Genomic DNA, 20,261 nt, shown 5'->3' with positions numbered 1-20,261 from the left:
TTGCCGAAATACTCCGGGGGAGGCCGCGCCCCGCGCCGGCGGGGGCAGCGCCCCCCCCCTTGGGAACCAACCGGCCCCCGGGGCGTTGGCAGCCCATGTCCGCACACACCCCCCATGCCGCCTTGGCGCGGCAACCCGGCTTTCTTGCCCTGCTCGCCTGGATCGGCGTGATCGGCGTCGGCGCCCTGCTGACCGGGACGGTGATCGGCCCGCTCTTTGTGCCCGCCCATGACCCCATGGCCGACACAATCAGCGATCTTGCCGCCGGACGTGGCGAGATCATCATGGATGTGGCCCTCTACGGCTTCGCGGCGGGGCTGTTTGCCCTGGCCCTGGCCTGCGCCCATGTCCACCAGGGGGGGCTTGCGTGGTCCGCGGGCACGCTCTGCCTCGCGGTCCTGGCGGCGACGATCGTGGTGGTGGGCGCGCGCAACGAGTATGGCGACGGCGATGCCGAGGGCGTGGTGATCCACGAATACCTCGTCTACGGGCTGGGGGTCCTGTTCACCGCGATGCCGCTCTGCCTCGCGCCCCGGGCGGCCCGGCTGCTGCCCTGGAGCCGCCCGGCGCTGATCGGGACGGGCCTGCTCTGGGCGGTGATGTCGCCGGTCTTCTTCCTGCTGCCCACGGATGTGGATGGCGGCTACGAGCGGCTGCTGGGGGGCGTGGCCTGCGCGCAGGTGCTGATCCTCGCTACGGCCCTCTTCGCTCATGCGCGGCAGGCCCAGCCGGAACACGCCCGCTGACCCGCCACCCCCTTCATCTGTGCAACACGCCTCCGGAGCAGGCCGCGCGCCCTAGCCGAGATGTTTTGCGCCGCAGGCGCGCCGTTGGATCACCGCAAGCGCCGCAGGATGTCGAGCGAGGCATACCCGTCCGGCACCACCCCGATGCTGGCCTGGTAGCGGCGCACCGCGTCGATGGTGTTCGGCCCGATGATCCCGTCCACCTTGCCGGTGTCGAACCCGGCCCGGCCCAGCAGGCGCTGCATCTCCTTCTTTTCGGTGAAGGACAGCGCGCGATCCCCCCGGGGCCAGTCCGCGCGGATGCCTTGCCCGCCCGCGATCCGGTCGCTCAGAACCCCCACCGCGATGACATAGGCATCGGCGGTGTTGTAGCGCTCGATCACGTGGAAATTGTCGAAGATCATGAAGGCCGCGCCCCGCGCCCCGGCCGGCAGCAGGATCGACGCCCGCCCATGGTTCGGCACCGCGCGCCCGTCCATGTCCAGCACCCCCAGCCGCGCCCAGTCCGCCGGGCTGCGCTTCACCTTCTCGCCCGTCAGGCTGTAATCGAACCCGGCCGGCAGGCGCACCTCCACCCCCCAGGGCTGCCCCCTGGTCCAGCCGAACGCCTCAAGATACGCGGCGGTCGAGGCCAGCGCATCGGTCGGATCCTCGCCCCAGATATCGCGCCGCCCGTCGCCGGTGAAATCCACCGCGTAGTCCAGGTAACTCGTGGGCATGAACTGCGTATGCCCCATCGCCCCCGCCCAGGAGCCGGTCATGCGCCCCGGCGTGGTATCGCCGTCTTGCAGGATCTTAAGCGCCGCGATCAGCTGGTCTTCGAAAAACGCCGCCCGCCGCCCCTCATAGGCCAGGGTCGCCATGGCCGACAGCGTGGGCGTCGCGCCCCGGTAGCTGCCATAGGCGCTCTCCAGCCCCCAGATCGCGGTGACCACCTCGGCCTCGACGCCGTAGCGCCGCTCGATCGCGCGCAGGGTGTCGCGCCGGGCGGCAAAGGCCGCGCGCCCGTTGCGCAGCCGTGCGTCCGAGACCGCGCTGTCCAGGTATTCCCAGATCTGCTTGGTGAACTCCGCCTGGGACCGGTCCCGCCGGATCACATCGGGCAGGTAATCGACCCCGGCGAAGGCCGCGCGGAACGTGGCCGGGCGGATGCCCGCGGCGCGCGCGCGCCGCTCGAACGCACCGATCCAGGCCTCGAACCGCGCAGGCAGGGCCACGGCCTGCACCACCGCGCCGGGGCGGGCCGTGGGATGGGGGGATTGCGCCAAAGGGGTGGCCATCGCGGCCACGGGAAGGGTGATCGCCACCGACAGGGCGGCCAGCGTTGCACGGATCATGGGGTCTGCTCGTCCCTGTTGTTGATCTCTTGTTGGGCCAGAGGGTAACCCGAAAACCGCGTTCGGCAAAGCGTTCCGCACTCCGCAAGGGCCCGGGCGCGATCCACTGCCCATCTCAAGTCTGGAAATATCCCCGCCGGAGGCTCCCAGATTATCCAAGGGGTGCGACCGCGGGATTTCTGGCGAAAACCGCTGCCGCGCACGCGGCGCGATGCCCTCCGGGCACACGCCGGATATCCCCGCCGGAGGCTCTTTCGATGCAACCGGGTGTCGGTCGCAGGTTTTCGAGGAAAACCGCTTTCCCGCACGCGGCGCGATGCCCTTCGGGCACACGCCGATATCACCGCCGGAGGCTCTTCCGATGCAACCGGGTGCCGGTCGCAGGTTTTCGAGGAAAACCGCTTTACCGCACGCGGCGCGATGCCCTTTGGGCACACGCCGGGGCTGCGGATCAGACCCGCTTGCGCTTGAGCTTCTTTTTCAGCTTGCCCGCCTTGGCCTTCTTCGCCGCGATCTTGCGCCGCACGGGCCGGGATTTGCCGCGCCTGCGCCCGGTGGGCACGGTCTCGTCCTCCACCGCGAGCAGCTCCAGCCCGATGCCGCCCGTCACCGGCACCGCCTCGGCCAGCCGCACGGTCACTCGCTGGCCCATGGCCAGCCGGAAGCCCGTGTCGGAGCCCACGAGCGCCTGCGCGTCCGCGTCGAAATGAAAGAACTCCGCCCCGATGGTGCGGATCGGGATCAACCCGTCCGCCCCGGTCTCGTCCAGCCGCGCAAACGCCCCGAACCGCGCCACGCCACTGATCCGCGCGGAAAACTCGTTGCCCACCCGGTCCGCGAGATAGGCGGCGAGATAGCGGTCGATCGTGTCGCGCTCGGCGGCCATGGACCGCCGCTCGGCTTCCGAAATCAGCTTGCCGGTCTCGTCCAGCCGCTCGATGTCGGCCTCCGACAACCCGTCCTCGCCGAATCCATGCGCGGTGATCAGTGCCCGGTGCACGATCAGGTCCGCATAGCGCCGGATGGGCGAGGTGAAATGGGCGTAGTTTTGCAAGGCCAGCCCGAAATGGCCGAAATTCTCGGGGCTGTAATAGGCCTGGGTCATCGACCGAAGGGTGGAGATGTTGATCAACTCCGCATCATCCGTGCCCGCGGCCTGCGCCAGCAGCCGGTTGAGGTCCGCCGTGCGCAGCACCCGCCCCTTGGCCAAGGTCAGCCCCGCCGCCTGCACGGTCTCGCGCAGCGCATCGAGCTTGGTCTCGGCCGGCTCCTCGTGGACGCGGTACAAGAGAGGCGTGCGTTTCTTGGCGAGCGTCTCGGCGGCAGCCACATTGGCCAGCACCATGAATTCCTCGATCAGCCGGTGCACCTCCAGCCGGTCGCGGAAGGCCACCGAGGTCACCTCCCCCGTCTCGCTGAGCGCGATGCGCCGCTCCGGCAGGTCCAGGTCCAGCGGTTGCCGCCGGGCCCGCGCGGCCTTCAGCGCCTCGTAGGCGGCAAACAGCGGACGCAGGATCGGCTCCAGCAGGGGCTCGGTCCGTTCGGTCGGATCGCCATCCACCGCCGCCTGCACCTCGCCGTAGGCCAGCGAAGCGCGCGACCGCATCAGCCCCCGGTGGAAGGTCTGGCCGCGCTTGGTGCCCTCGGCATCGATCACCATCCGCACCGCCATGCAGGCCCGGTCCACATCCTCGTGCAGCGAGCACAAATCCCCCGACAGGCTATCGGGCAGCATCGGCACCACCCGGTCGGGGAAATAGGTGGAGTTGCCGCGCTTGCGCGCCTCGCGGTCCAGCGCGCCGCCCGGGCGCACCGCCGCGGCCACATCCGCAATCGCCACCCAGAGCACGAAGCCGCCGGGATTGGCCGGGTCGTCATCGGGGATCGCACAGACCGCGTCGTCCCGGTCCCGGGCATCGGGCGGGTCGATGGTAATCAGCGGCAGGTCGCGCAGGTCGGTGCGCGCGCCCAGCTCGGGGGCTGTGACCGCCTCGGCCTCCGCCAGGGCGGCCTCGGGGAATTCGTCGAGAATGCCATGCTGGTGGATCGCGATCAGCGAGACCGACTTCGCCCCGCCCGGATCGCCCAGCACCTGCGTCACCCGTGCCAGTGGCAGGCCCATGCGCCCCTTGGGTCCGGCCTGCTCGGCCTCCACCAGGTCCCCGTCCTGCGCGCCCAGCAAGCCCCCCTGGGCCACGCGCCATTCGCGGTCCGCGCCCTTGTCGATGGGCACGATCCGCCCGCCCTCGGCGGTCTTGCGCAGGATGCCGAGGATCTTGCGCGGCCCGGTGCCGATCCGGCGAATGAGCCGCGCCTCATAGGCGTAATCCTCGCCCTCCACCCTGGTGAGACGCGCGAGGATCCGGTCGCCCTCGGCCAGGGCCGGATCGCCCTTGCGCGGGATGATCAGGCACGCAGGCTCCGCCCCCGCGCCCTGCCAGTCCAGTGGCCGGGCAAAGAGATCGCCGTCGCCATCGGCATCCCCGACCTTCAGGACCGAGACCGGCGGCAGGCTCTCGGGATCGCGGTAGCTGCGCTTGCGCTTTTCCAGATGCCCCTTGCCCTCCAGCTCCTTCAGGAGCCGCTTGAGGTCGATGCGCGCGGCCCCCTTGATGCCGAAGGCACGGGCGATCTCGCGCTTGTTGGCGCGGGCGGGATTGTCCTCGATCCAGGCGAGAACTTCGTCTTTGGTGGGAAACCGATCCATCCCCGTCGCCTAGCGCGTTTGCCGCGCCCGTTGCAACCGCGACGCGCAAGGTCCCTTCATCTTTGCCGGAATACTCCGGAGGTGCGGGGGCAGCGCCCTCGCGGTCTGTTCGCTTCATTACGCAAAGCGCCCGCGCAGGCCCCAGAGGCGCGCGCGCAGCGCGCGCCCCCGGCGACGGGGCTCTGCCCCGGCGCAATCCCTCAAACCCGGCGCAAATCTTCGACTGTGTCCACATCCTGCAATTCCGCCACGTGGGCGATCCGGCAATCGCCGAGCGACCGGATCGTATCGGCGCGGGTGTGTTCGGTGGACCAGCGGACGCTCTCGAAGGTGGCGGCTGGCAGCGCGCGGCGCCCCGCCCAGCCGATCAGCCAGTAGCCGCCGTCCGGCGCGGGCCCCAGCACAGCGTCGGCGCGGCCCAGCGCGGCGAAGGCCTCAGTGATGCGGGCGCGGTCGATGCCGGGAATATCCGCGCCGATCACCGCCACCGGCCCCGGCCCGAACCCGCGCAACGCCCGCCCCATCCGATCGCCCAGATCGCCCCGTCCCTGCGGCCAGCGCGGCAGGTCGGCGGGCCAGACCCGGCTGGCCAGCCCCTCGGTATCGGGCGAGACCGCCAGCACCAGCTCCCAGCGCGGATCGCGCAGCCGCCGGATCAGGCGCGCGCCCTGGTGCCGGAACCACCAGGCCGCCCCGACCATCCCGATCTCGCGCCCCAGACGGGTTTTCACGCGGCCCGGGCGCGGCTCCTTGACCATCACCACCAGCGTCGGGCGCATCACAGCGGCTTCGTCATCCAGCGGTGGGGCATCCCGCCATCCATGAATTCCGCGCCATGGGCCGTGAACCCCAGCGCCTCGTAGAACGGGATCGCGTGGAGCTGCGCGCCCAACCGCGCCTCGGTCACCCCGGGCGTCTCGGCCAGCGCCGCCAGGGCCGCGCGCATCAGGGCCAGCCCGTGCCCCGAACCGCGATGGGCCGCGCGTACGCAGACCCGCTCGATCTTGCCCACCTCGCCCAGCACCCGCAGCCGCATGGTCGCCACCGGCACCGCGCCGTCGAAGACCAGCCAATGGCGCGCCTCCGCGTCCAGCCCGTCCCATTCCTCGGCCTCGGGCACGGCCTGTTCCTCGATGAACACCTCCCGGCGCAGGGTGCGGCACAGGGCCAGCTCCTGCGGCCCGGAAATCTCCCGCACCGTGCTCATGCGAAATAGTCGCGCAATATCCGGGTGTAGATCGCCTTGAGCTGCGGGATCTGGGCAATCGCCACCCGCTCGTCCACCTGGTGCATGGACTTGCCCACAAGGCCGAACTCCACCACCGGGCAGTGGTGCTGCACGAACCGCGCGTCCGACGTCCCGCCAGAGGTCGACAGCACCGGCACCCGGCCGGTCTCGGTCTCCACCGCCGCGGCGACCAGGTCCGACAGCCGCCCCGGGGGGGTGATGAAGCTCTCGCCCGAGACCGACACCCGGTCGGTGATCTCGATCCCGGTCTCGGCGGCCACCTCCGCCGCGATCCCGCGCACCATCGCGGTCAGGCTTTCCGACGAATGGGCATCGTTGAACCGGATGTTCACCGTGGCCCGGCACGCCGCCGGGATCACGTTATTGGCCGGGTTGCCGGTGTCGAAGGTGGTCACCGCGAGCGTCGAGGGATCGAAATGATCGGTCCCGGTATCCAGCTCCAGCCCCGCCAGCCGATCCACCAGCTTGGCCAGCGCGGGCAGCGGGTTCTTCGCGCGGTGCGGATAGGCGGAATGGCCCTGCACGCCCAGCGCCTCGAAGAAAAACGTCATCGAGCCGCGGCGCCCGATCTTCATCATCTCGCCCATCTCGTCCGGGCAGGTCGGCTCCCCCACCAGGCAGACATCCATCGCCTCGCCCTGCGCCGCCATCCAGTCCAGCAGGGCGACGGTCCCGTCCTTCGCATCGCCCTCCTCGTCCCCGGTGATCGCCAGGATCACCGCGCCATCGGGGGGCGTGTCGGCCACGAAATCCATCGCCGCGGCGGCAAAGGCGGCCACGGCGGATTTCATGTCCACCGCGCCCCGGCCATACATCCAGTCACCCTCCACCTGCGCCCCGAACGGGTCGAACCGCCAATCGGCCCGCGCGCCCACGGGCACCACATCCGTGTGCCCGTTGAACCCGAAACTCCGCGCATGGCCCTTTTCGCCCCACCGGGCAAAGAGGTTCGCGATCCCGTTCCGGTCCACCCGGGTGCAGGCGAAACCCGCCGCCGACAGCCGCGCCTCCAGCAGGCTCAGCGCGCCGCCCTCCTCGGGCGTCACGGACGGGCAGCGGATCAGATCGGCGGTCAGGGCAACAGGGTCGGTCATGGGCTCAGTCTTCGTAAAACGCGGTGGTCTGGGCCACCACCACGGAATTCTCGTCCAGCGCCCGCTGCATCAACGCGCGCTCTTCGTCGGAAATGTCGTGGCCGTCCTCCAGCCGCTCGTCGAGCGTGCCATAGCCCGTCACCTCCAACGGGTTGAGATCCGCCTGCTTGAGCAGCGCCACGGTCTCCCGCACGGCCTCGGCCTCGTCCACGCCGGAGGCATAGCACATCAGCGCCGCGCCCGTGGCCGCCTTGGGCAGGCCGTCATCCTTGGCCCGGCCCACCTCCACCAGCAGGGTATAGACCTGGTGCGGGCGCTTGGCGGGTTTGTCGGTCTTGGGATTCCGGGCCATGGCCCCCTCCGGGTTCGGGATCGCGCGAGACCTAGCACCACAACCCGACCGAGACCAGAGGCCGCCCGCGCCCGGGAACGATCCCCGGCGTCGGACGTTTGACCCATGACACCCACCAACCCCGGGAGATCGGCATGACCCAGCACGACACCGCCCACACCGGCGCGCACAAATCCGGCACCGGCGCGAATTACGGCCGGTTCCTGGCCATGATCGCTACCTCGACCGCAGTGATGTACGGGCTGATGTATCTCAACACCTATGCGCTCGACCACGTGTTCTTCTCGCAGACGCGGGCCTGGATGGCGCTCTACATGGGCGGGGCCATGGCGGTGGTGATGCTGGCCTTCATGCTGGGGATGTATTCCAACCGCCGCGCCAATATCGCCGTGTTCACGGGCGCGGTGCTCGCCTTCGCGGCGGGGGTCTTCCTGGTGCGGTCCCAGGACACCGTGGGCGACGTGGCCTGGATGAAGGCGATGATCCCGCACCATTCCATCGCCATCCTGACCAGCGAACGCGCGACGCTGTCGGACCCCCGCGTGCGCGCCCTGGCCGACGAGATCATCGCCACCCAGCGCGCCGAGATCGCCGAGATGAAGCGCTACATCTCGCAGATCGAGACCGCCGCGGAGGCAAGTGACCCTGCGTCGTGACCGGGGCGGCGCGCGAATAGCGCTTGCTTAATTGCGCACAAGAGCCTAGGGAGAGCGGGTTACGTTACCTCTATCGAAAATCCTGCTCCTTACGGCTCAGTGTCTCGATCTAGCACTGACATAGCCGACCTGCCGCATCCCGCGGGCAGCAAACAAGGAGACTTACGATGGCCACTGGCACCGTAAAATGGTTCAACGCAACCAAAGGTTTTGGATTCATTGCCCCCGATGGCGGCAGCCGCGATGTGTTCGTGCACATCTCCGCGGTTGAGCGCGCCGGCCTGACCGGCCTCGAGGACAACCAGAAGGTTACCTTCGACATCGAATCCGGCCGCGACGGCCGCGAAAGCGCCGCCAACCTCGCGCTGGCATAAGCCCGGTCCCGTTTCGGGACAGAGCTGACAATTTCGAACGGGCGTATCGGCAACGATACGCCCGTTTTGCGTGTGGGGGTCGGGTCCACGCGATCCGGGAGCAGGGTGCAGAGCCGCGCCAGCCCCTGCCCGGGGGAGGACGCTCATGGGCTCTGGGCTAGAGAGCTTTATGGCCGCCACGCACATCTTCGCTACAGGCTCCGCGCGACCCCGACCCAAGCGCCAACCCGCCGGACCGGGCAGGCGCCGGCGCGGCGGGCCTGCGGCCCTCGTCCCGCGCCGGGCGCCATAACCAACGACCTCTCTGATTGCCCTACAGCGCACCGATTGGCTCAGCGGACCTTTGCGTGGTCCAGTTGGCCAGATCTAGAGTGGACGAAAACGGTTGTTATCGCCGGTGACGGAAACGGTTGAGTTTTGGTAATTTTTAGGAGCATCCGGTTTTAAGTCTTTTTGGCATTTTTCTACGCTATTGTAGCTGGCTGAGCCGATTATTGCGTTTCCAACGCTAGCGCACCGGACACAGAATTTACAACGATCATCATAGTGGAGATGTTCGAGACGACTCGATTTACTGTCGTGCGACCTTCAGAATTTGCAGCGGCGTCCGGGCCAAAGTCAATTTCCTGAAGCCTACCCATCAATTCAGCTAGTGCCAAACTTTGGTCACTAGAATAGCGCGCGAGATCGGCTGCAGTCTCGATCTCCGCGTTCCTTACCAGCTGGATAGCACCCTCATCGATTTGTGCGACGGCCTCTATTGACACGACGAGTGCCTGTAAGTCGTCTGTCTGCAAATCCTGAAACAGTTCCGCAGCTGAAGTAAGCCTCTCTATCGCAGCAGAAGTTGCTTCTAAGGAGTTAACGCTCGTCTCAGCCTGCTCAATTTGTAGCAGCACTTGGTGGATTAGCGCCAAACCTTCGAGAGTATTTACTGCCGCTTCTTGAAAGCGTGCCAGCGTCTCCTCCGAAACCGATCCTGGCGGAGGCTGGAAGAACCATGCATGAGCGGGCAACGTATAAACTACGGCGCTGAGGAGTATTCCGAGAAGTCTATTGCGCAATGCTGCATCCTCTTAAAATATCGGTGAAGTCACTTGGAAAATCGCCACGCTCAAGCAAAGGAGCAGCTATTCTAAGAAAGCCAGGCGATTGATATGTTTGACACATTTCCCGCTGGACTAGTTCCCACGTTTCATCATCGATAAGACCACCGTCACGGTAAATGTATTGTTCTGAGAAAAAGCTAAGTGTCTTTTGGACGAAAACTGTTTCTTCTAGCTGCGGAGGCTCTACTCCAAAAAGCCTCTCAGCGAGATCAGCGTTTGCCGCTAGAGCATCATAGAGGTCTCTACCGTGCGCAAGCGAGGTTCCAATGGCCTGCGCTTGAACGGCTTGGCGGGCCAGGTAGAACTGCCGAGCGCTGATGACAACGGACACAATTAGAACGATTGCTGAGATTATCGAAATGATCGCAGCGGTTGAGGCAATCTCGTCTTTGTATGTCTTGAGGAAAGCCAAATTCAAATGCCTTTCTGTTGGTTGATGCGTACCACGCTCCTCAATCAGTGAAGCAGATACCGGTCATCTTCGCAGTTTAGCTGGCTCGCGCAACCCCAAAGGGACAGCACGGATTTCGGTGATGCCAGAATTGAGACCCAAACCCCCTGACAATACCTATACGCCAAAATCCGTCACCTATAAGCCAAAATTCGTCGTTTTTGTCACTCGCGGTACTTCGCCCGCAAGCGTTGAAAAGTCTTGCGCCACAAACCCATGGCAAAACCGTCTTCAGGTTTGTCACGTTCTTGGCCGAGGCTTGGCTTCAAGGCATTGCTGAGTCGCTCCCCACGGACCTGCCGCGGGGAGCATGGTAAGCGGTCCCGCAGGCTTAATCGCGCAGCAGCTCGTTGATGCCGGTCTTGGAGCGGGTGCGTTCGTCCACGCGTTTCACGATCACCGCGCAGTAGAGGTTGACGCCGTTCTTCGACGGCATGGACCCGGCGACCACCACGGAGTAGGGCGGGACCTCGCCATACATGACTTCGCCGGTCTCCCGGTCCACGATCTTGGTGGACTGGCCGATGAACACGCCCATGCCCAGCACCGAGCCTTCGCGCACGATGCAGCCCTCGACCACCTCGGAGCGCGCGCCGATGAAACAGTTGTCCTCGATGATGGTCGGGCCGGCCTGCATCGGCTCCAGCACGCCGCCGATCCCCACGCCGCCCGACAGGTGCACGTTCTTGCCGATCTGCGCGCAGGACCCGACCGTGGCCCAGGTGTCGACCATGGTCCCCTCGTCCACGTAAGCGCCGAGATTGACGAAGGACGGCATCAGCACCACGCCCGGCGCGATATAGGCCGACTTGCGCACCACGCAGCTGGGCACCGCGCGGAAGCCCGCCTTCTCCCAGGCGCCGCTGTTCCACCCGAGGAACTTGCTGTCGACCTTGTCCCACCAGCCGCCGCCCTGGGGGCCGCCCGACTGCGCCTCCATGTCCTTGATCCGGAACCCCAGCAGCACCGCCTTCTTGGCCCACTGGTTGACATGCCAGGACCCGTCCGCACCGCGTTCGGCCACGCGCAGCGCGCCACTGTCCAGCGCGTTCAGGGTCTCTTCGATGGCCTCGCGGGTCTCGCCCGTGGTGGCCGGAGAGATCGTGTCGCGCGCCTCCCAGGCGGCCTCGATGGCGGTTTCAAGCTGAGCGTTGGACATGGGCTCCCCTCCGAGCGTGCAGATCAATTCCGCTGGCTATAGACGACCCCGCGCGGGGCTGCAATTGCACGCGCCCCGCTGCGCTTGCGCCGCGGCCCCGCGCCTACCGCCCCGCGCGCGAACCTGCATGACGCTCCGCCTCCCCCGACCGGGCGCGCAGGTCGTCCGGCCTCCGCTCGGTCAGCGCCCCGCCCGGCCCGTCCGGGCCCCGCAACGCCCGCGCCACCGTCCGCGCCGAGAGCGTGAAATCCACCGCCACCGAGACCAGGATCCAATCCCCCAGCCGCCCCACCGCCCCACGCAGCACCAGATGCTCGAAATGGGCCTGGCCGAGCACCTCCCAGGACCCGGCCGCCCGCTGCTCGGCGGTCAGGGCGGCATGGGTGTCCACCGCGAACCGCGCGGGCGGCAGCTCCGCCTCCACCGCCGCATGCAGCGCCGCGCCAGACACCCCCAGCCCGTCGCAGATCCGCGCCATCATCGCCCGCTCCGCCGCCCCGTCGCGCACCCCGAACCCGTCGCTCACCAGGCACTGCACGGCGGGCCGCAGGGTGATCGGCGCCTCCAGCGGCGGCGCCCGCCAGGCCCGCGCACCATGATCCCAGTGGTTCAAGACCGCCGGGCCGGGCACCAATCGCGCCGCCCAATGGGCCGAAAACCCCCTGAAATCATCGAACCGCTCGAACGGCACCACGTCCAGCGACCTGGTCCCCACCGCAATGCTCAAAGCCACGCGCACCCCCAACCAACAGAACCGGCCCCTGCCACCCGCGCAAATTACCCCGGTCCCGCGCGGACCCGCAAGCATTCCGCGCTCGGGCCGCACGAGACGCCGCAGATCGGGCGCTTGGTCTTGCGTTTCCGACAAATCCCGGCACGGTGGACACTCCCGTCCCCCCACAAGGCAGCAGCGATGAGAGACGACCACAAGCAAGGCCCCTTCCGCGACGCCCACCAGGATGTGGAAACCGCCGAGAGCATCCCGGACACGCCCCAGACCCGCGCCCCGGCCTACCGGCTGGCCTTCGACGACCCGGATTTCCTGTGCCGCGAGGAACTGCGCCCGGTCCGGCTGCAACTGGAACTGCTCAAGCCGCAGATGGTGCTGGACGAGCGCGGGGTGGAAAGCACCATCGTGATGTTCGGCGGCGCGCGCATCCCGGCCCCAGCCGACAAGGCCAGCGCCCGGACTGAAACACTCGCCGAGCTGTCGGGCTATTACGAGGAGGCCCGGAAATTCGCCTATGCCATGACCCAGAAAAGCATGGAGACCTATGGCCGCGAGAACGTGATCGTCACCGGCGGCGGGCCGGGGGTGATGGAGGCGGGCAATCTCGGCGCCCACGAGGCCGGCGGCGCGTCCATCGGGCTGAGCATTGTGCTGCCGCACGAACAGGCCCCGAACACCTATGTGACGCCGGACCTGTGCTTCAACTTCCACTATTTCGCGATCCGCAAGATGCACTTCCTGATGCGCGCCAAGGCCATCGCGGTCTTCCCCGGCGGCTTCGGGACTTTGGACGAGTTGTTCGAATCCCTGACCCTGATCCAGACCGGGCGCATGTCGCGCCTGCCCTTCCTGCTCTTCGGGACGGAGTTCTGGAAGACCATCATCAACTGGGACGCCCTCGCCGAAGCCGGCACGATTTCGGAGGAGGATCTGGACCTCTTCCGCATGGTCGACACCGCCGAAGAGGCCGTCGCCCTGATCGAGGCCTGGGACCGCAAGGCCGGCTGGCATGACAGCCCGCCGGGCCAGCCTGCACTTTAGTCAACATTCAGCTCAGCTAAAAGTGCACTTCCACAGCAAGACTTCTTTGTCGATCTCAATGATTTCATAGAACAGTCTGAAACCGGGCCTAAAGCCCGATCGCGCTGTTTCGTGAACCCAAAAGTCTCTGTCTCGATCGAACTTTAGCGGGGTGCCACGGGAGCGCGGGTCGTACTGCAACCAGTCTTCCGTAGCCTCAAGAAGCTGAAAAATCGCTTCTGTCGAGTAATGGGGCGACTCAATGGCGATCAAGCATTGCTGCTCGTAAAGCTCTTGGTGGACGACCTTCCAAGTCGGCCGCTCTGATGGGTCGCGCGTCTTCAATTTCCTTTGCAACGGACATACCCCAAGAAAGAGCATCTTCCGTTTCTTCGTTGGGAACGAGATTTAACGCGGAATGATAGGGTATATCTTCGCCAAATTCTACCATCTGCCACACGATGTCGTGTGAAAACTCAGATATAGTTACAGCACTGTTCCTTAAACATACAAACTCAACAACGTCTCTAAGTAGAGAGATCTCATCCGCGCTGATCAATGTTGGTGAAAACCTACCAAGAAGAGCGAACGTTGTCTTTTTGTAGCCATAGTAGTTCTGACGCGTAACTTCGAGGCAACCTTCCTTGGAAAGCTCGTCTTGTATTCCCAGCAGCGCGTCGCAAGTCGGCCCGTAAGGTCGTTTACGGAAAATCGCCCCTGTCAAAGGTCTACCAGTAGCGAGGAAAGTGAGCATCTCTGCGTAGTAGAGAACCTTGTGAAGCTTTGTTTGACCAAGCGCCTCCGGGCCAACCGAGTTTACAACCCAGCAGACTACTTCCTTCAACTTCGCTCGATCTAGCTGTTCGCTCATATGAAGATGATAGGAGATTACCCTTGAAGATTCAATCGGTTAGAAAAAAAGTAAAGCAATTCTCCTAACCGATTCCAATCGTTAGACTATTCCGCCGGGATCGCGCTGTCCTCGATGCCGAGCGGCGCGGGGATATGGACCAGCATCTCCTTCGGGCAGACCTGCAGGAAGTTGGCCTTCTCGATATCCCAGTGCTGCAGGATATCGGCGGCCTTGCGGCTTCCGGTCTCCGCCAGGTGGCGCTCGATCAGGCCCTTGAGCTGGCCCTCCCAGTGATCCACCGTCACCGGGCAGGTCACCAGCGTCTCCATGTTCATCATGTCCGGCGCGCGGCCCGCAGGGTCATAGAGATAGGCCATCCCCCCGGTCATGCCCGCGCCGAAATTCGCGCCGATCTCGCCCAGGATCACCGCCACACCGCCGGTCATGTATTCGCACCCGTTCGAACCGCAGCCCTCGATCACCACCTTCGCGCCGGAGTTGCGCACGGCGAACCGCTCGCCCGCCCGTCCCGCGGCGAAGAGATAGCCGTCGGTCGCACCGTAGAGCACCGTGTTGCCGATGATCGTGTTCTCATCCGCCTTGAGCGGCGAGCCCAGCACCGGCTTGACCACCACCGTCGCCCCGGACAGACCCTTGCCCACGTAGTCGTTGGCATCGCCCGAAACCTCCAGCTTCAGCCCCGGCGCGCCGAACGCCCCGAGCGACTGCCCCGCGGATCCCTCCAGCTTCACCGTCAGGTGATCGGGCTGGAGCGCGTTGCGCATCCCGAAATTGGTGACGATATGGCTCGACGTGCGCGTCCCGATGGTCCGCAGCGTGTTCTGCACCGCATAGGACAGCTGCATCTTCTCGCCATCCTTGAGGAACCGCGCCGCGTCCGAGACGATCTGCGCGTCCAGCGTATCGGGCACCGGGTTGCGCGGCTTGTTGCGGTCGTAGACGATATGCTGCGCCCCATCCACCGAGATCAGCAGCGGATTGAGGTCGAGATCGTCCAGATGCGCCGAGCCGCGGCTGACCTGGCGCAAGAGATCCGCGCGCCCGATCACCTCGTCAAGGCTCCGCGCCCCGATGGCGGCGAGCACTTCGCGCACCTCCTGGGCATAGAAGGTGATCAGGTTGACCACCTTGTCGGCGTTGCCGGTGAACTTGGCGCGGAGCTCCTCGTCCTGGGTGCAGACCCCTACGGGGCAGGTGTTGGACTGGCACTGGCGCACCATGATGCAGCCCATGGCAATCAGCGCCGCGGTGCCGATGCCGTATTCCTCGGCCCCCATCAGCGCGGCCATGACGATGTCGCGCCCGGTGCGCAGACCGCCATCCGTGCGCAGGGTCACGCGGTCGCGCAGGTTGTTCATCGCCAGCACCTGATGCGCCTCGGTCAGGCCCATCTCCCAGGGCAGACCTGCGTATTTGATCGAGGTGGCCGGCGAGGCCCCTGTGCCGCCATTATGGCCCGAGATCAGGATCACGTCCGCCTTGGCCTTGGCCACACCGGCGGCGATGGTGCCGACGCCGGACGACGCCACCAGCTTCACCGTCACCTTGCAGCGCGGGTTGATCTGCTTGAGGTCGTAGATCAGCTGCGCCAGGTCCTCGATGCTGTAGATGTCGTGATGCGGCGGCGGGGAGATCAGGGTCACACCCTTGGTCGAATGCCGCAACCGCGCGATCAGGTCGGTGACCTTCATCCCCGGCAACTGTCCGCCCTCCCCGGGCTTGGCACCCTGGGCGACCTTGATCTCCAGCTCCTCGCAGTGGTTGAGATACTCGGCGGTCACCCCGAACCGCCCCGAGGCCACCTGCTTGATCTTCGCGGACGGGTTGTCGCCATTGGGCTCGGGCACGAAATGGGCCGGATCCTCCCCGCCCTCGCCGCTGTCGGATCGCGCGCCGATCCGGTTCATCGCCACGTTCAGGGTCTTGTGCGCCTCCGGGCTCAGCGCGCCCAGGGACATCCCCGGCGTGACGAACCGCTTGCGGATCGCGGTGACGCTCTCCACCTCCTCGATGGGCACCGGCGCGCCGAGCGGCGAGATCGCCAGCAGATCGCGCAGATGGATCGGCGGGTTGGCCTGCATCGCCTTGGAATACTGCTTCCACAGCTCATAGGAGGACCGGTTGCACGCCGCCTGCATCAGATGCATCGTCTGCGCTTCCCAGGCGTGCTTCTCGCCCGACCGCCGCGACTTGTAGAACCCGCCGATGGGCAGCACATCCTGCCCCCCGCGCCAGCCGCGCGCATGCACCTCTTCGAGCTTGGTCTGGATCCCCGTCGTCCCGATCCCGGAAATCCGGCTGGTCATGCCGGGGAAATACTCCGCCACCATGGCGCGGCTCAGCCCCACCGCCTCGAAGTTCAGACCCCCGCGGTACGACGAGATCACCGAGATCCCCATCTTCGCCATGATCTTCAACAACCCCTGGTCGATGGCATTGCGATACCGCGCCACCGCCTCGGTCAGCGTACAGTCGAGCAGCCCGCGCCGGATCCGGTCCGCCAGGCTGTCCTCGGCGAGATACGCGTTCACCGTGGTCGCCCCGCAGCCGATCAGCACGGCGAAATAATGCGGGTCCACGCATTCCGCCGCCCGCACGTTCAGCGAGCAGAACGTCCGCAGCCCCTTGCGCGTCAGCCAGCTATGCACCGCGGAGGTCGCCAGGATCATCGGCATCGGCACCCGGTCCTCGGACTGGCCCAGGTCGCTCAACACGATATGGGCCGCGCCGGAGCGCACCGCATCCTCGGCCTCGGCCCGGATGCGCCCGAGCTCGCGGCGCAGGGTGTCGCGATCCTTGCCCGCCGGGAAGGTACAGTCGATGTAGCACACCGACTCCCCGAACTGGGCGATCAGACGCTCGAACTGGGCATTGCCCACGAACGGGCTCTCCAGCACCAGGATCTCCGTCTGCTCGGAGGTCTCGTCCAGCACGTTCTTGAGGTTGCCGAACCGGGTCTTGAGGCTCATCACCCGGTATTCGCGCAAGGAATCGATCGGCGGGTTGGTCACCTGGCTGAAATTCTGCCGGAAGAAATGGCTCAGGGGCCGGTACTGGTTCGACAGAACCGCGGGCGGCGTGTCGTCGCCCATCGACGCCAGCGTCTCCTTGCCGTCCTCGGCCATGGGCACGAGGATCTGCTCCAGCTCCTCGATGGAATAGCCCGCCGCGATCTGCCGCTTGCGCAGCTCGCCCCCCTCGTGGATCGCCACCTCGGTCACCTTGGCCAGGGCACTGTCGAGATCGGTGATCTTGCCCACCCACTCGCCGAACGGCTGGGAGGCCGCGAGCTTGTCCTTGATCTCGGTGTCATGGAAAAGCCGCCCCTCTTCCATGTCCACGGCCAGCAACTGCCCGGGGCCGAGCGCGCCCTTCTCGACCAGGTTCGCCTCGTTCACCGGGACCATGCCCGCCTCGGACCCCGCGATGACCAGCCCGTCGCCGGTCACCACGTACCGCATCGGACGCAACCCGTTCCGGTCCAGCCCGGCGCAGACCCAGCGCCCGTCGGTCATGGCCAGCGCAGCGGGGCCGTCCCACGGCTCCATCACCGAGTTGCAGTAGGAATACATGTCGCGCCAGGCCTGGGGCAGCTCCACCGCCTGCTTGGACCAGGATTCCGGCACCAGCAGGGTCTTGGCCATGGGCGCGTTCCGGCCCGAGCGCACCATCACCTCGAACACCGCGTCCAGCGCCGCCGAATCCGACGACCCCCCCGGGATGATCGGCTTGATGTCCTCGGCCATCTCGCCAAACGCCGCCGAGGCCATGCGGATCTCGTGGCTCTTCATCCAGTTGATGTTGCCCTTGAGCGTGTTGATCTCGCCGTTATGGGCCAGCATCCGGAACGGCTGCGCCAGCCACCACTGCGGGAAGGTGTTGGTGGAATAGCGCTGGTGATAGATGGCGAAGGCCGACACGAAGCGCGCATCCTGCAAGTCGGGATAGAACTCGGCCACCTGCTCGGCCAGCATCATGCCCTTGTAGATGATCGACCGACACGACAGCGAACAGATATAGAGACCCGCAACCTGCGCCGCCGCCGCCGCCTTCTCGATCCGGCGGCGGATCACGTACAGTTCGCGCTCGAAGGTTTCCTCGTCCACGCCCTTGGAGTTGGAAATGATGATCTGCTCGATCTCGGGCCGGGTCGCGTTGGCCTTCTCGCCCAGGCACGAGATGTCCACCGGCACATGCCGCCAGCCATAGATGTGATAGCCCAGGCGCAGGACCTCGGATTCCACGATGGTCCGGCAGGTCTCCTGCGCCCCGTGATCGGTGCGCGGCAAGAACACCTGGCCCACCGCCATCAGCTGGTCCATCTCCGGCTCGTGGCCGGTATTGCGCACCTGGTCATAGAAGAACTCGACCGGGATCTGCACGTGGATGCCCGCCCCGTCGCCGGTCTTGCCGTCCGCATCCACGGCGCCCCGGTGCCAGATCGCCTTCAGGGCGGTTATGCCCGCCTCGACCACGGCGCGGGACTTCTCGCCCTTGACGTTGACCACGAGGCCCACGCCGCAGGAGGAGTGCTCTTCTTGCTCCGAATACATGCCGTTTTCGGCCAGCCACTTGCGCTTGGCCTCTTCGGCGGCGGCCCAGTTTGCGTCATACTTGGTCATGGCGTGTCTCCTGGCGGGGGAGGGGCGTGCGCCGCGCTCCGGGTGATTTCGGTGTCTGTTGCGCCCCGTTACGGGAACCCGTGCGGGGCGCGTTGCGATTTTTAATTGGGTCAGCGGTCCTGACCGTTGCGTTTTTTGGCGTTAACCGGATGCCATACACTTGCCCGACACTTTGCCGACAGGTGTCCGACCCCGATCCGACCGGGGTCGGGCCCTATTCCGCGGCCATGGATGTGGCCTTGGCGTTGAATTTTTCCAGCATGGCCTCGGCGGCCTCGCGCCCGTCCCGGATGGCCCAGACCACCAGGGACGCGCCGCGCACGATATCGCCCGCCGCATAGACCCCCGGCAGCGCCGTCTCATGGGTGCGGAAATCGGCCTTGATCGTGCCCCAGCGGGTCACTTCCAGCTCCGGTGTGCCCCAGAGCGTCGGCAGATCCTCGGGCTCGAAGCCCAGCGCCTTGATGACCAGATCCGCGTCCTCGACGTAATCCGCGCCCTCGATCAGTTCGGGGGCCTGGCGGCCCGTGGCGTCCGGCGCGCCGAGGCGCATCTTCTGCACCATGACGCCGGTGACGTCCGTGTCGCCCGCAAACCCCTGGGGCGCAGTGAGCCAGACGAATTCCACGCCCTCCTCTTCGGCGTTCTGCACTTCGCGCTGGGAGCCGGGCATGTTCGCCCGGTCCCGGCGATAGAGGCATTTGACCGATGTCGCGCCCTGGCGCGTGGCCGTGCGCACGCAGTCCATGGCCGTGTCGCCGCCGCCGATGACGACCACGCGCTTGCCTTCGGCGTTCAGCTCGCCGCTGTCGAACTCCGGCACCGCGTCGCCGAAGCTCTTGCGGTTGGACGCCGTGAGATAGTCGATGGCGCGCACGATCCCGCCCGCGCCCGCGCCCGGACCGCCCAGATCCCGTGATTTATAGACGCCCGTGGCGATCAGCACGGCGTCGTGCTTCTCGCGGATCTTGTCGAAGGAGATGTCCGTGCCCACGTCACAGTTCAGCTCGAACGTCACCCCGCCCTGCTCCAGCTGGTCGTTGCGGCGCATGACCACGTCCTTTTCCAGCTTGAAGCCCGGGATCCCATAGGTCAGCAGGCCGCCCGCGCGGTCGTAGCGGTCATAGATCGTGACCTGCACGCCCTGGCGGCGCAGCACGTCCGCCGCCGCAAGCCCACCCGGGCCCGCGCCGATGATGCCGACGCTCTCGGGGCGTTCCTGGGCGGGGGTGATCGGCTTGACCCAGCCCTTTTCCCAGGCGGTGTCGGTGATGTATTTCTCGACCGAGCCGATGGTGACGGTGCCGTGCCCGGACTTCTCGATCACGCAGTTGCCTTCGCACAGGCGGTCCTGCGGGCAGATGCGGCCGCAGATCTCGGGGAAGGTGTTGGTGGCCTGGCTGAGCTCATAGGCCTCTTCGAGCCGGCCTTCGGCGGTCAGCTTGAGCCAGTCGGGGATGTTGTTGTGCAGGGGGCAATGGCTCTGACAATAGGGCACGCCACACTGCGAACAGCGCGAGGCTTGCTCGGCGGCCTTCTCGGCGGCATACTCCTGGTAGATCTCGTCGAAGTCCTGCTTGCGCGTATCCGCATCCCGTTTCTCGGGCATGTCCTTCGGGATCTTGACGAACTTGAGCATCGGCTGGTTGGCCATAAAGTCCTCCTAACTAGCCCGCGCTGTATAAAGCCGCTTTTCGGCAAATAAAAGTCACATTTACTGACCTAGTTCGCAAAAATTCTATCGGGGACGTTGGGAAACAATGAATCTCGACATATTTTAT

The 20,261-nt window shown here is 66.1% G+C and carries 17 protein-coding genes; 4 read left to right on the top strand and 13 right to left on the bottom strand.

What is annotated here, in order from left to right; genetic code table 11:
- The first annotated feature begins 95 nt into the window (after positions 1 to 95).
- Positions 96 to 746 (top strand): DUF998 domain-containing protein, encoded by a 651-nt coding sequence (locus DSHI_RS00080; RefSeq protein WP_012176699.1) that lies wholly within the window; start codon positions 96 to 98, stop codon positions 744 to 746.
- Positions 747 to 835: 89 nt separating this feature from the next.
- Here the strand turns inward: DSHI_RS00080 and DSHI_RS00075 are convergent, their stop codons facing one another.
- The 6 genes from DSHI_RS00075 to DSHI_RS00050 form a co-directional block, all read right to left on the bottom strand.
- A complete protein-coding gene (locus tag DSHI_RS00075) occupies positions 836 to 2,083 on the bottom strand; it encodes a lytic murein transglycosylase (RefSeq protein ID WP_012176698.1) in 1,248 nt (415 codons plus the stop codon).
- Between the two features lie 451 nt (positions 2,084 to 2,534).
- Entirely contained in the window at positions 2,535 to 4,790 is a 2,256-nt protein-coding gene (rnr, locus tag DSHI_RS00070) for a ribonuclease R (RefSeq protein ID WP_012176697.1), read from the bottom strand.
- A gap of 200 nt (positions 4,791 to 4,990) precedes the next feature.
- Complete coding sequence (locus tag DSHI_RS00065; protein ID WP_012176696.1) at positions 4,991 to 5,569, bottom strand: TIGR04282 family arsenosugar biosynthesis glycosyltransferase; 579 nt, start codon at positions 5,567 to 5,569, stop codon at positions 4,991 to 4,993.
- Complete coding sequence (locus DSHI_RS00060; protein ID WP_012176695.1) at positions 5,569 to 5,997, bottom strand: GNAT family N-acetyltransferase; 429 nt, start codon at positions 5,995 to 5,997, stop codon at positions 5,569 to 5,571. Before DSHI_RS00060 ends, DSHI_RS00065 begins: the two co-directional genes overlap by 1 nt.
- Positions 5,994 to 7,133 carry a succinyl-diaminopimelate desuccinylase gene (gene dapE, locus DSHI_RS00055; protein ID WP_012176694.1) on the bottom strand — a complete coding sequence of 380 codons (1,140 nt, stop codon included), beginning with the start codon at positions 7,131 to 7,133 and terminating at the stop codon, positions 5,994 to 5,996. Before dapE ends, DSHI_RS00060 begins: the two co-directional genes overlap by 4 nt.
- Positions 7,134 to 7,137: 4 nt before the next feature.
- On the bottom strand, positions 7,138 to 7,485 hold the full coding sequence (locus tag DSHI_RS00050) for a hypothetical protein (protein WP_012176693.1): 348 nt from the start codon (positions 7,483 to 7,485) through the stop codon (positions 7,138 to 7,140).
- Between the two features lie 134 nt (positions 7,486 to 7,619).
- Between DSHI_RS00050 and DSHI_RS00045 the strand changes: the two genes are divergently transcribed.
- Both DSHI_RS00045 and DSHI_RS00040 read left to right on the top strand, forming a co-directional pair.
- The gene (locus DSHI_RS00045) at positions 7,620 to 8,141 is read left to right on the top strand and encodes a DUF305 domain-containing protein (protein ID WP_012176692.1); all 522 of its coding nucleotides are present in this window, start codon (positions 7,620 to 7,622) and stop codon (positions 8,139 to 8,141) included.
- A 167-nt stretch (positions 8,142 to 8,308) separates the two neighbouring features.
- Positions 8,309 to 8,515: a cold-shock protein gene (locus tag DSHI_RS00040; protein WP_012176691.1), complete on the top strand. Its 207-nt coding sequence runs from the start codon at positions 8,309 to 8,311 to the stop codon at positions 8,513 to 8,515.
- Between the two features lie 491 nt (positions 8,516 to 9,006).
- Here the strand turns inward: DSHI_RS00040 and DSHI_RS00035 are convergent, their stop codons facing one another.
- The 4 genes from DSHI_RS00035 to DSHI_RS00025 form a co-directional block, all read right to left on the bottom strand.
- Entirely contained in the window at positions 9,007 to 9,579 is a 573-nt protein-coding gene (locus DSHI_RS00035; RefSeq protein ID WP_012176690.1) for a hypothetical protein, read from the bottom strand.
- The gene (locus DSHI_RS22165) at positions 9,569 to 10,042 is read right to left on the bottom strand and encodes a hypothetical protein (RefSeq protein WP_157865162.1); all 474 of its coding nucleotides are present in this window, start codon (positions 10,040 to 10,042) and stop codon (positions 9,569 to 9,571) included. The genes DSHI_RS00035 and DSHI_RS22165 overlap by 11 nt, the downstream gene beginning before the upstream one ends.
- Positions 10,043 to 10,406: 364 nt before the next feature.
- A complete protein-coding gene (dapD, locus tag DSHI_RS00030) occupies positions 10,407 to 11,234 on the bottom strand; it encodes a 2,3,4,5-tetrahydropyridine-2,6-dicarboxylate N-succinyltransferase (RefSeq protein WP_012176689.1) in 828 nt (275 codons plus the stop codon).
- A gap of 103 nt (positions 11,235 to 11,337) precedes the next feature.
- Complete coding sequence (locus tag DSHI_RS00025; protein ID WP_157865160.1) at positions 11,338 to 11,967, bottom strand: hypothetical protein; 630 nt, start codon at positions 11,965 to 11,967, stop codon at positions 11,338 to 11,340.
- A gap of 180 nt (positions 11,968 to 12,147) precedes the next feature.
- Here DSHI_RS00025 and DSHI_RS00020 point away from each other — a divergent pair, with 180 nt between their 5' ends.
- Positions 12,148 to 13,005, top strand: a complete 858-nt coding sequence (locus DSHI_RS00020) for an LOG family protein (RefSeq protein ID WP_012176687.1) — start codon at positions 12,148 to 12,150, stop codon at positions 13,003 to 13,005.
- 238 nt (positions 13,006 to 13,243) lie between these two features.
- Here the strand turns inward: DSHI_RS00020 and DSHI_RS21580 are convergent, their stop codons facing one another.
- From DSHI_RS21580 to DSHI_RS00005, 3 genes are all read right to left on the bottom strand, one after another.
- Positions 13,244 to 13,855 carry a type II toxin-antitoxin system antitoxin SocA domain-containing protein gene (locus DSHI_RS21580; protein ID WP_083768339.1) on the bottom strand — a complete coding sequence of 204 codons (612 nt, stop codon included), beginning with the start codon at positions 13,853 to 13,855 and terminating at the stop codon, positions 13,244 to 13,246.
- An 86-nt stretch (positions 13,856 to 13,941) separates the two neighbouring features.
- Positions 13,942 to 18,480: a glutamate synthase large subunit gene (gene gltB, locus DSHI_RS00010; protein WP_012176686.1), complete on the bottom strand. Its 4,539-nt coding sequence runs from the start codon at positions 18,478 to 18,480 to the stop codon at positions 13,942 to 13,944.
- Positions 18,481 to 18,694: 214 nt separating this feature from the next.
- On the bottom strand, positions 18,695 to 20,134 hold the full coding sequence (locus tag DSHI_RS00005) for an NAD(P)-dependent oxidoreductase (protein ID WP_012176685.1): 1,440 nt from the start codon (positions 20,132 to 20,134) through the stop codon (positions 18,695 to 18,697).
- Positions 20,135 to 20,261 lie beyond the last annotated feature (127 nt).

Origin of the sequence: Dinoroseobacter shibae DFL 12 = DSM 16493 (genome assembly GCF_000018145.1) — a bacterium.
Taxonomy (GTDB): domain Bacteria; phylum Pseudomonadota; class Alphaproteobacteria; order Rhodobacterales; family Rhodobacteraceae; genus Dinoroseobacter; species Dinoroseobacter shibae.
This window is presented reverse-complemented; position numbering and strand designations above follow the sequence as displayed.

What these genes read in the sequence shown, in the direction of transcription:
- DSHI_RS00080 (WP_012176699.1), top strand. Translation starts at nt 96, where the DNA reads ATGTCCGCACACACCCCCCATGCCGCCTTGGCGCGGCAACCCGGCTTT.
- DSHI_RS00075 (WP_012176698.1), bottom strand. Translation starts at nt 2,083, where the DNA reads ATGATCCGTGCAACGCTGGCCGCCCTGTCGGTGGCGATCACCCTTCCC.
- rnr (WP_012176697.1), bottom strand. Translation starts at nt 4,790, where the DNA reads ATGGATCGGTTTCCCACCAAAGACGAAGTTCTCGCCTGGATCGAGGAC.
- DSHI_RS00065 (WP_012176696.1), bottom strand. Translation starts at nt 5,569, where the DNA reads ATGCGCCCGACGCTGGTGGTGATGGTCAAGGAGCCGCGCCCGGGCCGC.
- DSHI_RS00060 (WP_012176695.1), bottom strand. Translation starts at nt 5,997, where the DNA reads ATGAGCACGGTGCGGGAGATTTCCGGGCCGCAGGAGCTGGCCCTGTGC.
- dapE (WP_012176694.1), bottom strand. Translation starts at nt 7,133, where the DNA reads ATGACCGACCCTGTTGCCCTGACCGCCGATCTGATCCGCTGCCCGTCC.
- DSHI_RS00050 (WP_012176693.1), bottom strand. Translation starts at nt 7,485, where the DNA reads ATGGCCCGGAATCCCAAGACCGACAAACCCGCCAAGCGCCCGCACCAG.
- DSHI_RS00045 (WP_012176692.1), top strand. Translation starts at nt 7,620, where the DNA reads ATGACCCAGCACGACACCGCCCACACCGGCGCGCACAAATCCGGCACC.
- DSHI_RS00040 (WP_012176691.1), top strand. Translation starts at nt 8,309, where the DNA reads ATGGCCACTGGCACCGTAAAATGGTTCAACGCAACCAAAGGTTTTGGA.
- dapD (WP_012176689.1), bottom strand. Translation starts at nt 11,234, where the DNA reads ATGTCCAACGCTCAGCTTGAAACCGCCATCGAGGCCGCCTGGGAGGCG.
- DSHI_RS00020 (WP_012176687.1), top strand. Translation starts at nt 12,148, where the DNA reads ATGAGAGACGACCACAAGCAAGGCCCCTTCCGCGACGCCCACCAGGAT.
- DSHI_RS21580 (WP_083768339.1), bottom strand. Translation starts at nt 13,855, where the DNA reads ATGAGCGAACAGCTAGATCGAGCGAAGTTGAAGGAAGTAGTCTGCTGG.
- gltB (WP_012176686.1), bottom strand. Translation starts at nt 18,480, where the DNA reads ATGACCAAGTATGACGCAAACTGGGCCGCCGCCGAAGAGGCCAAGCGC.
- DSHI_RS00005 (WP_012176685.1), bottom strand. Translation starts at nt 20,134, where the DNA reads ATGGCCAACCAGCCGATGCTCAAGTTCGTCAAGATCCCGAAGGACATG.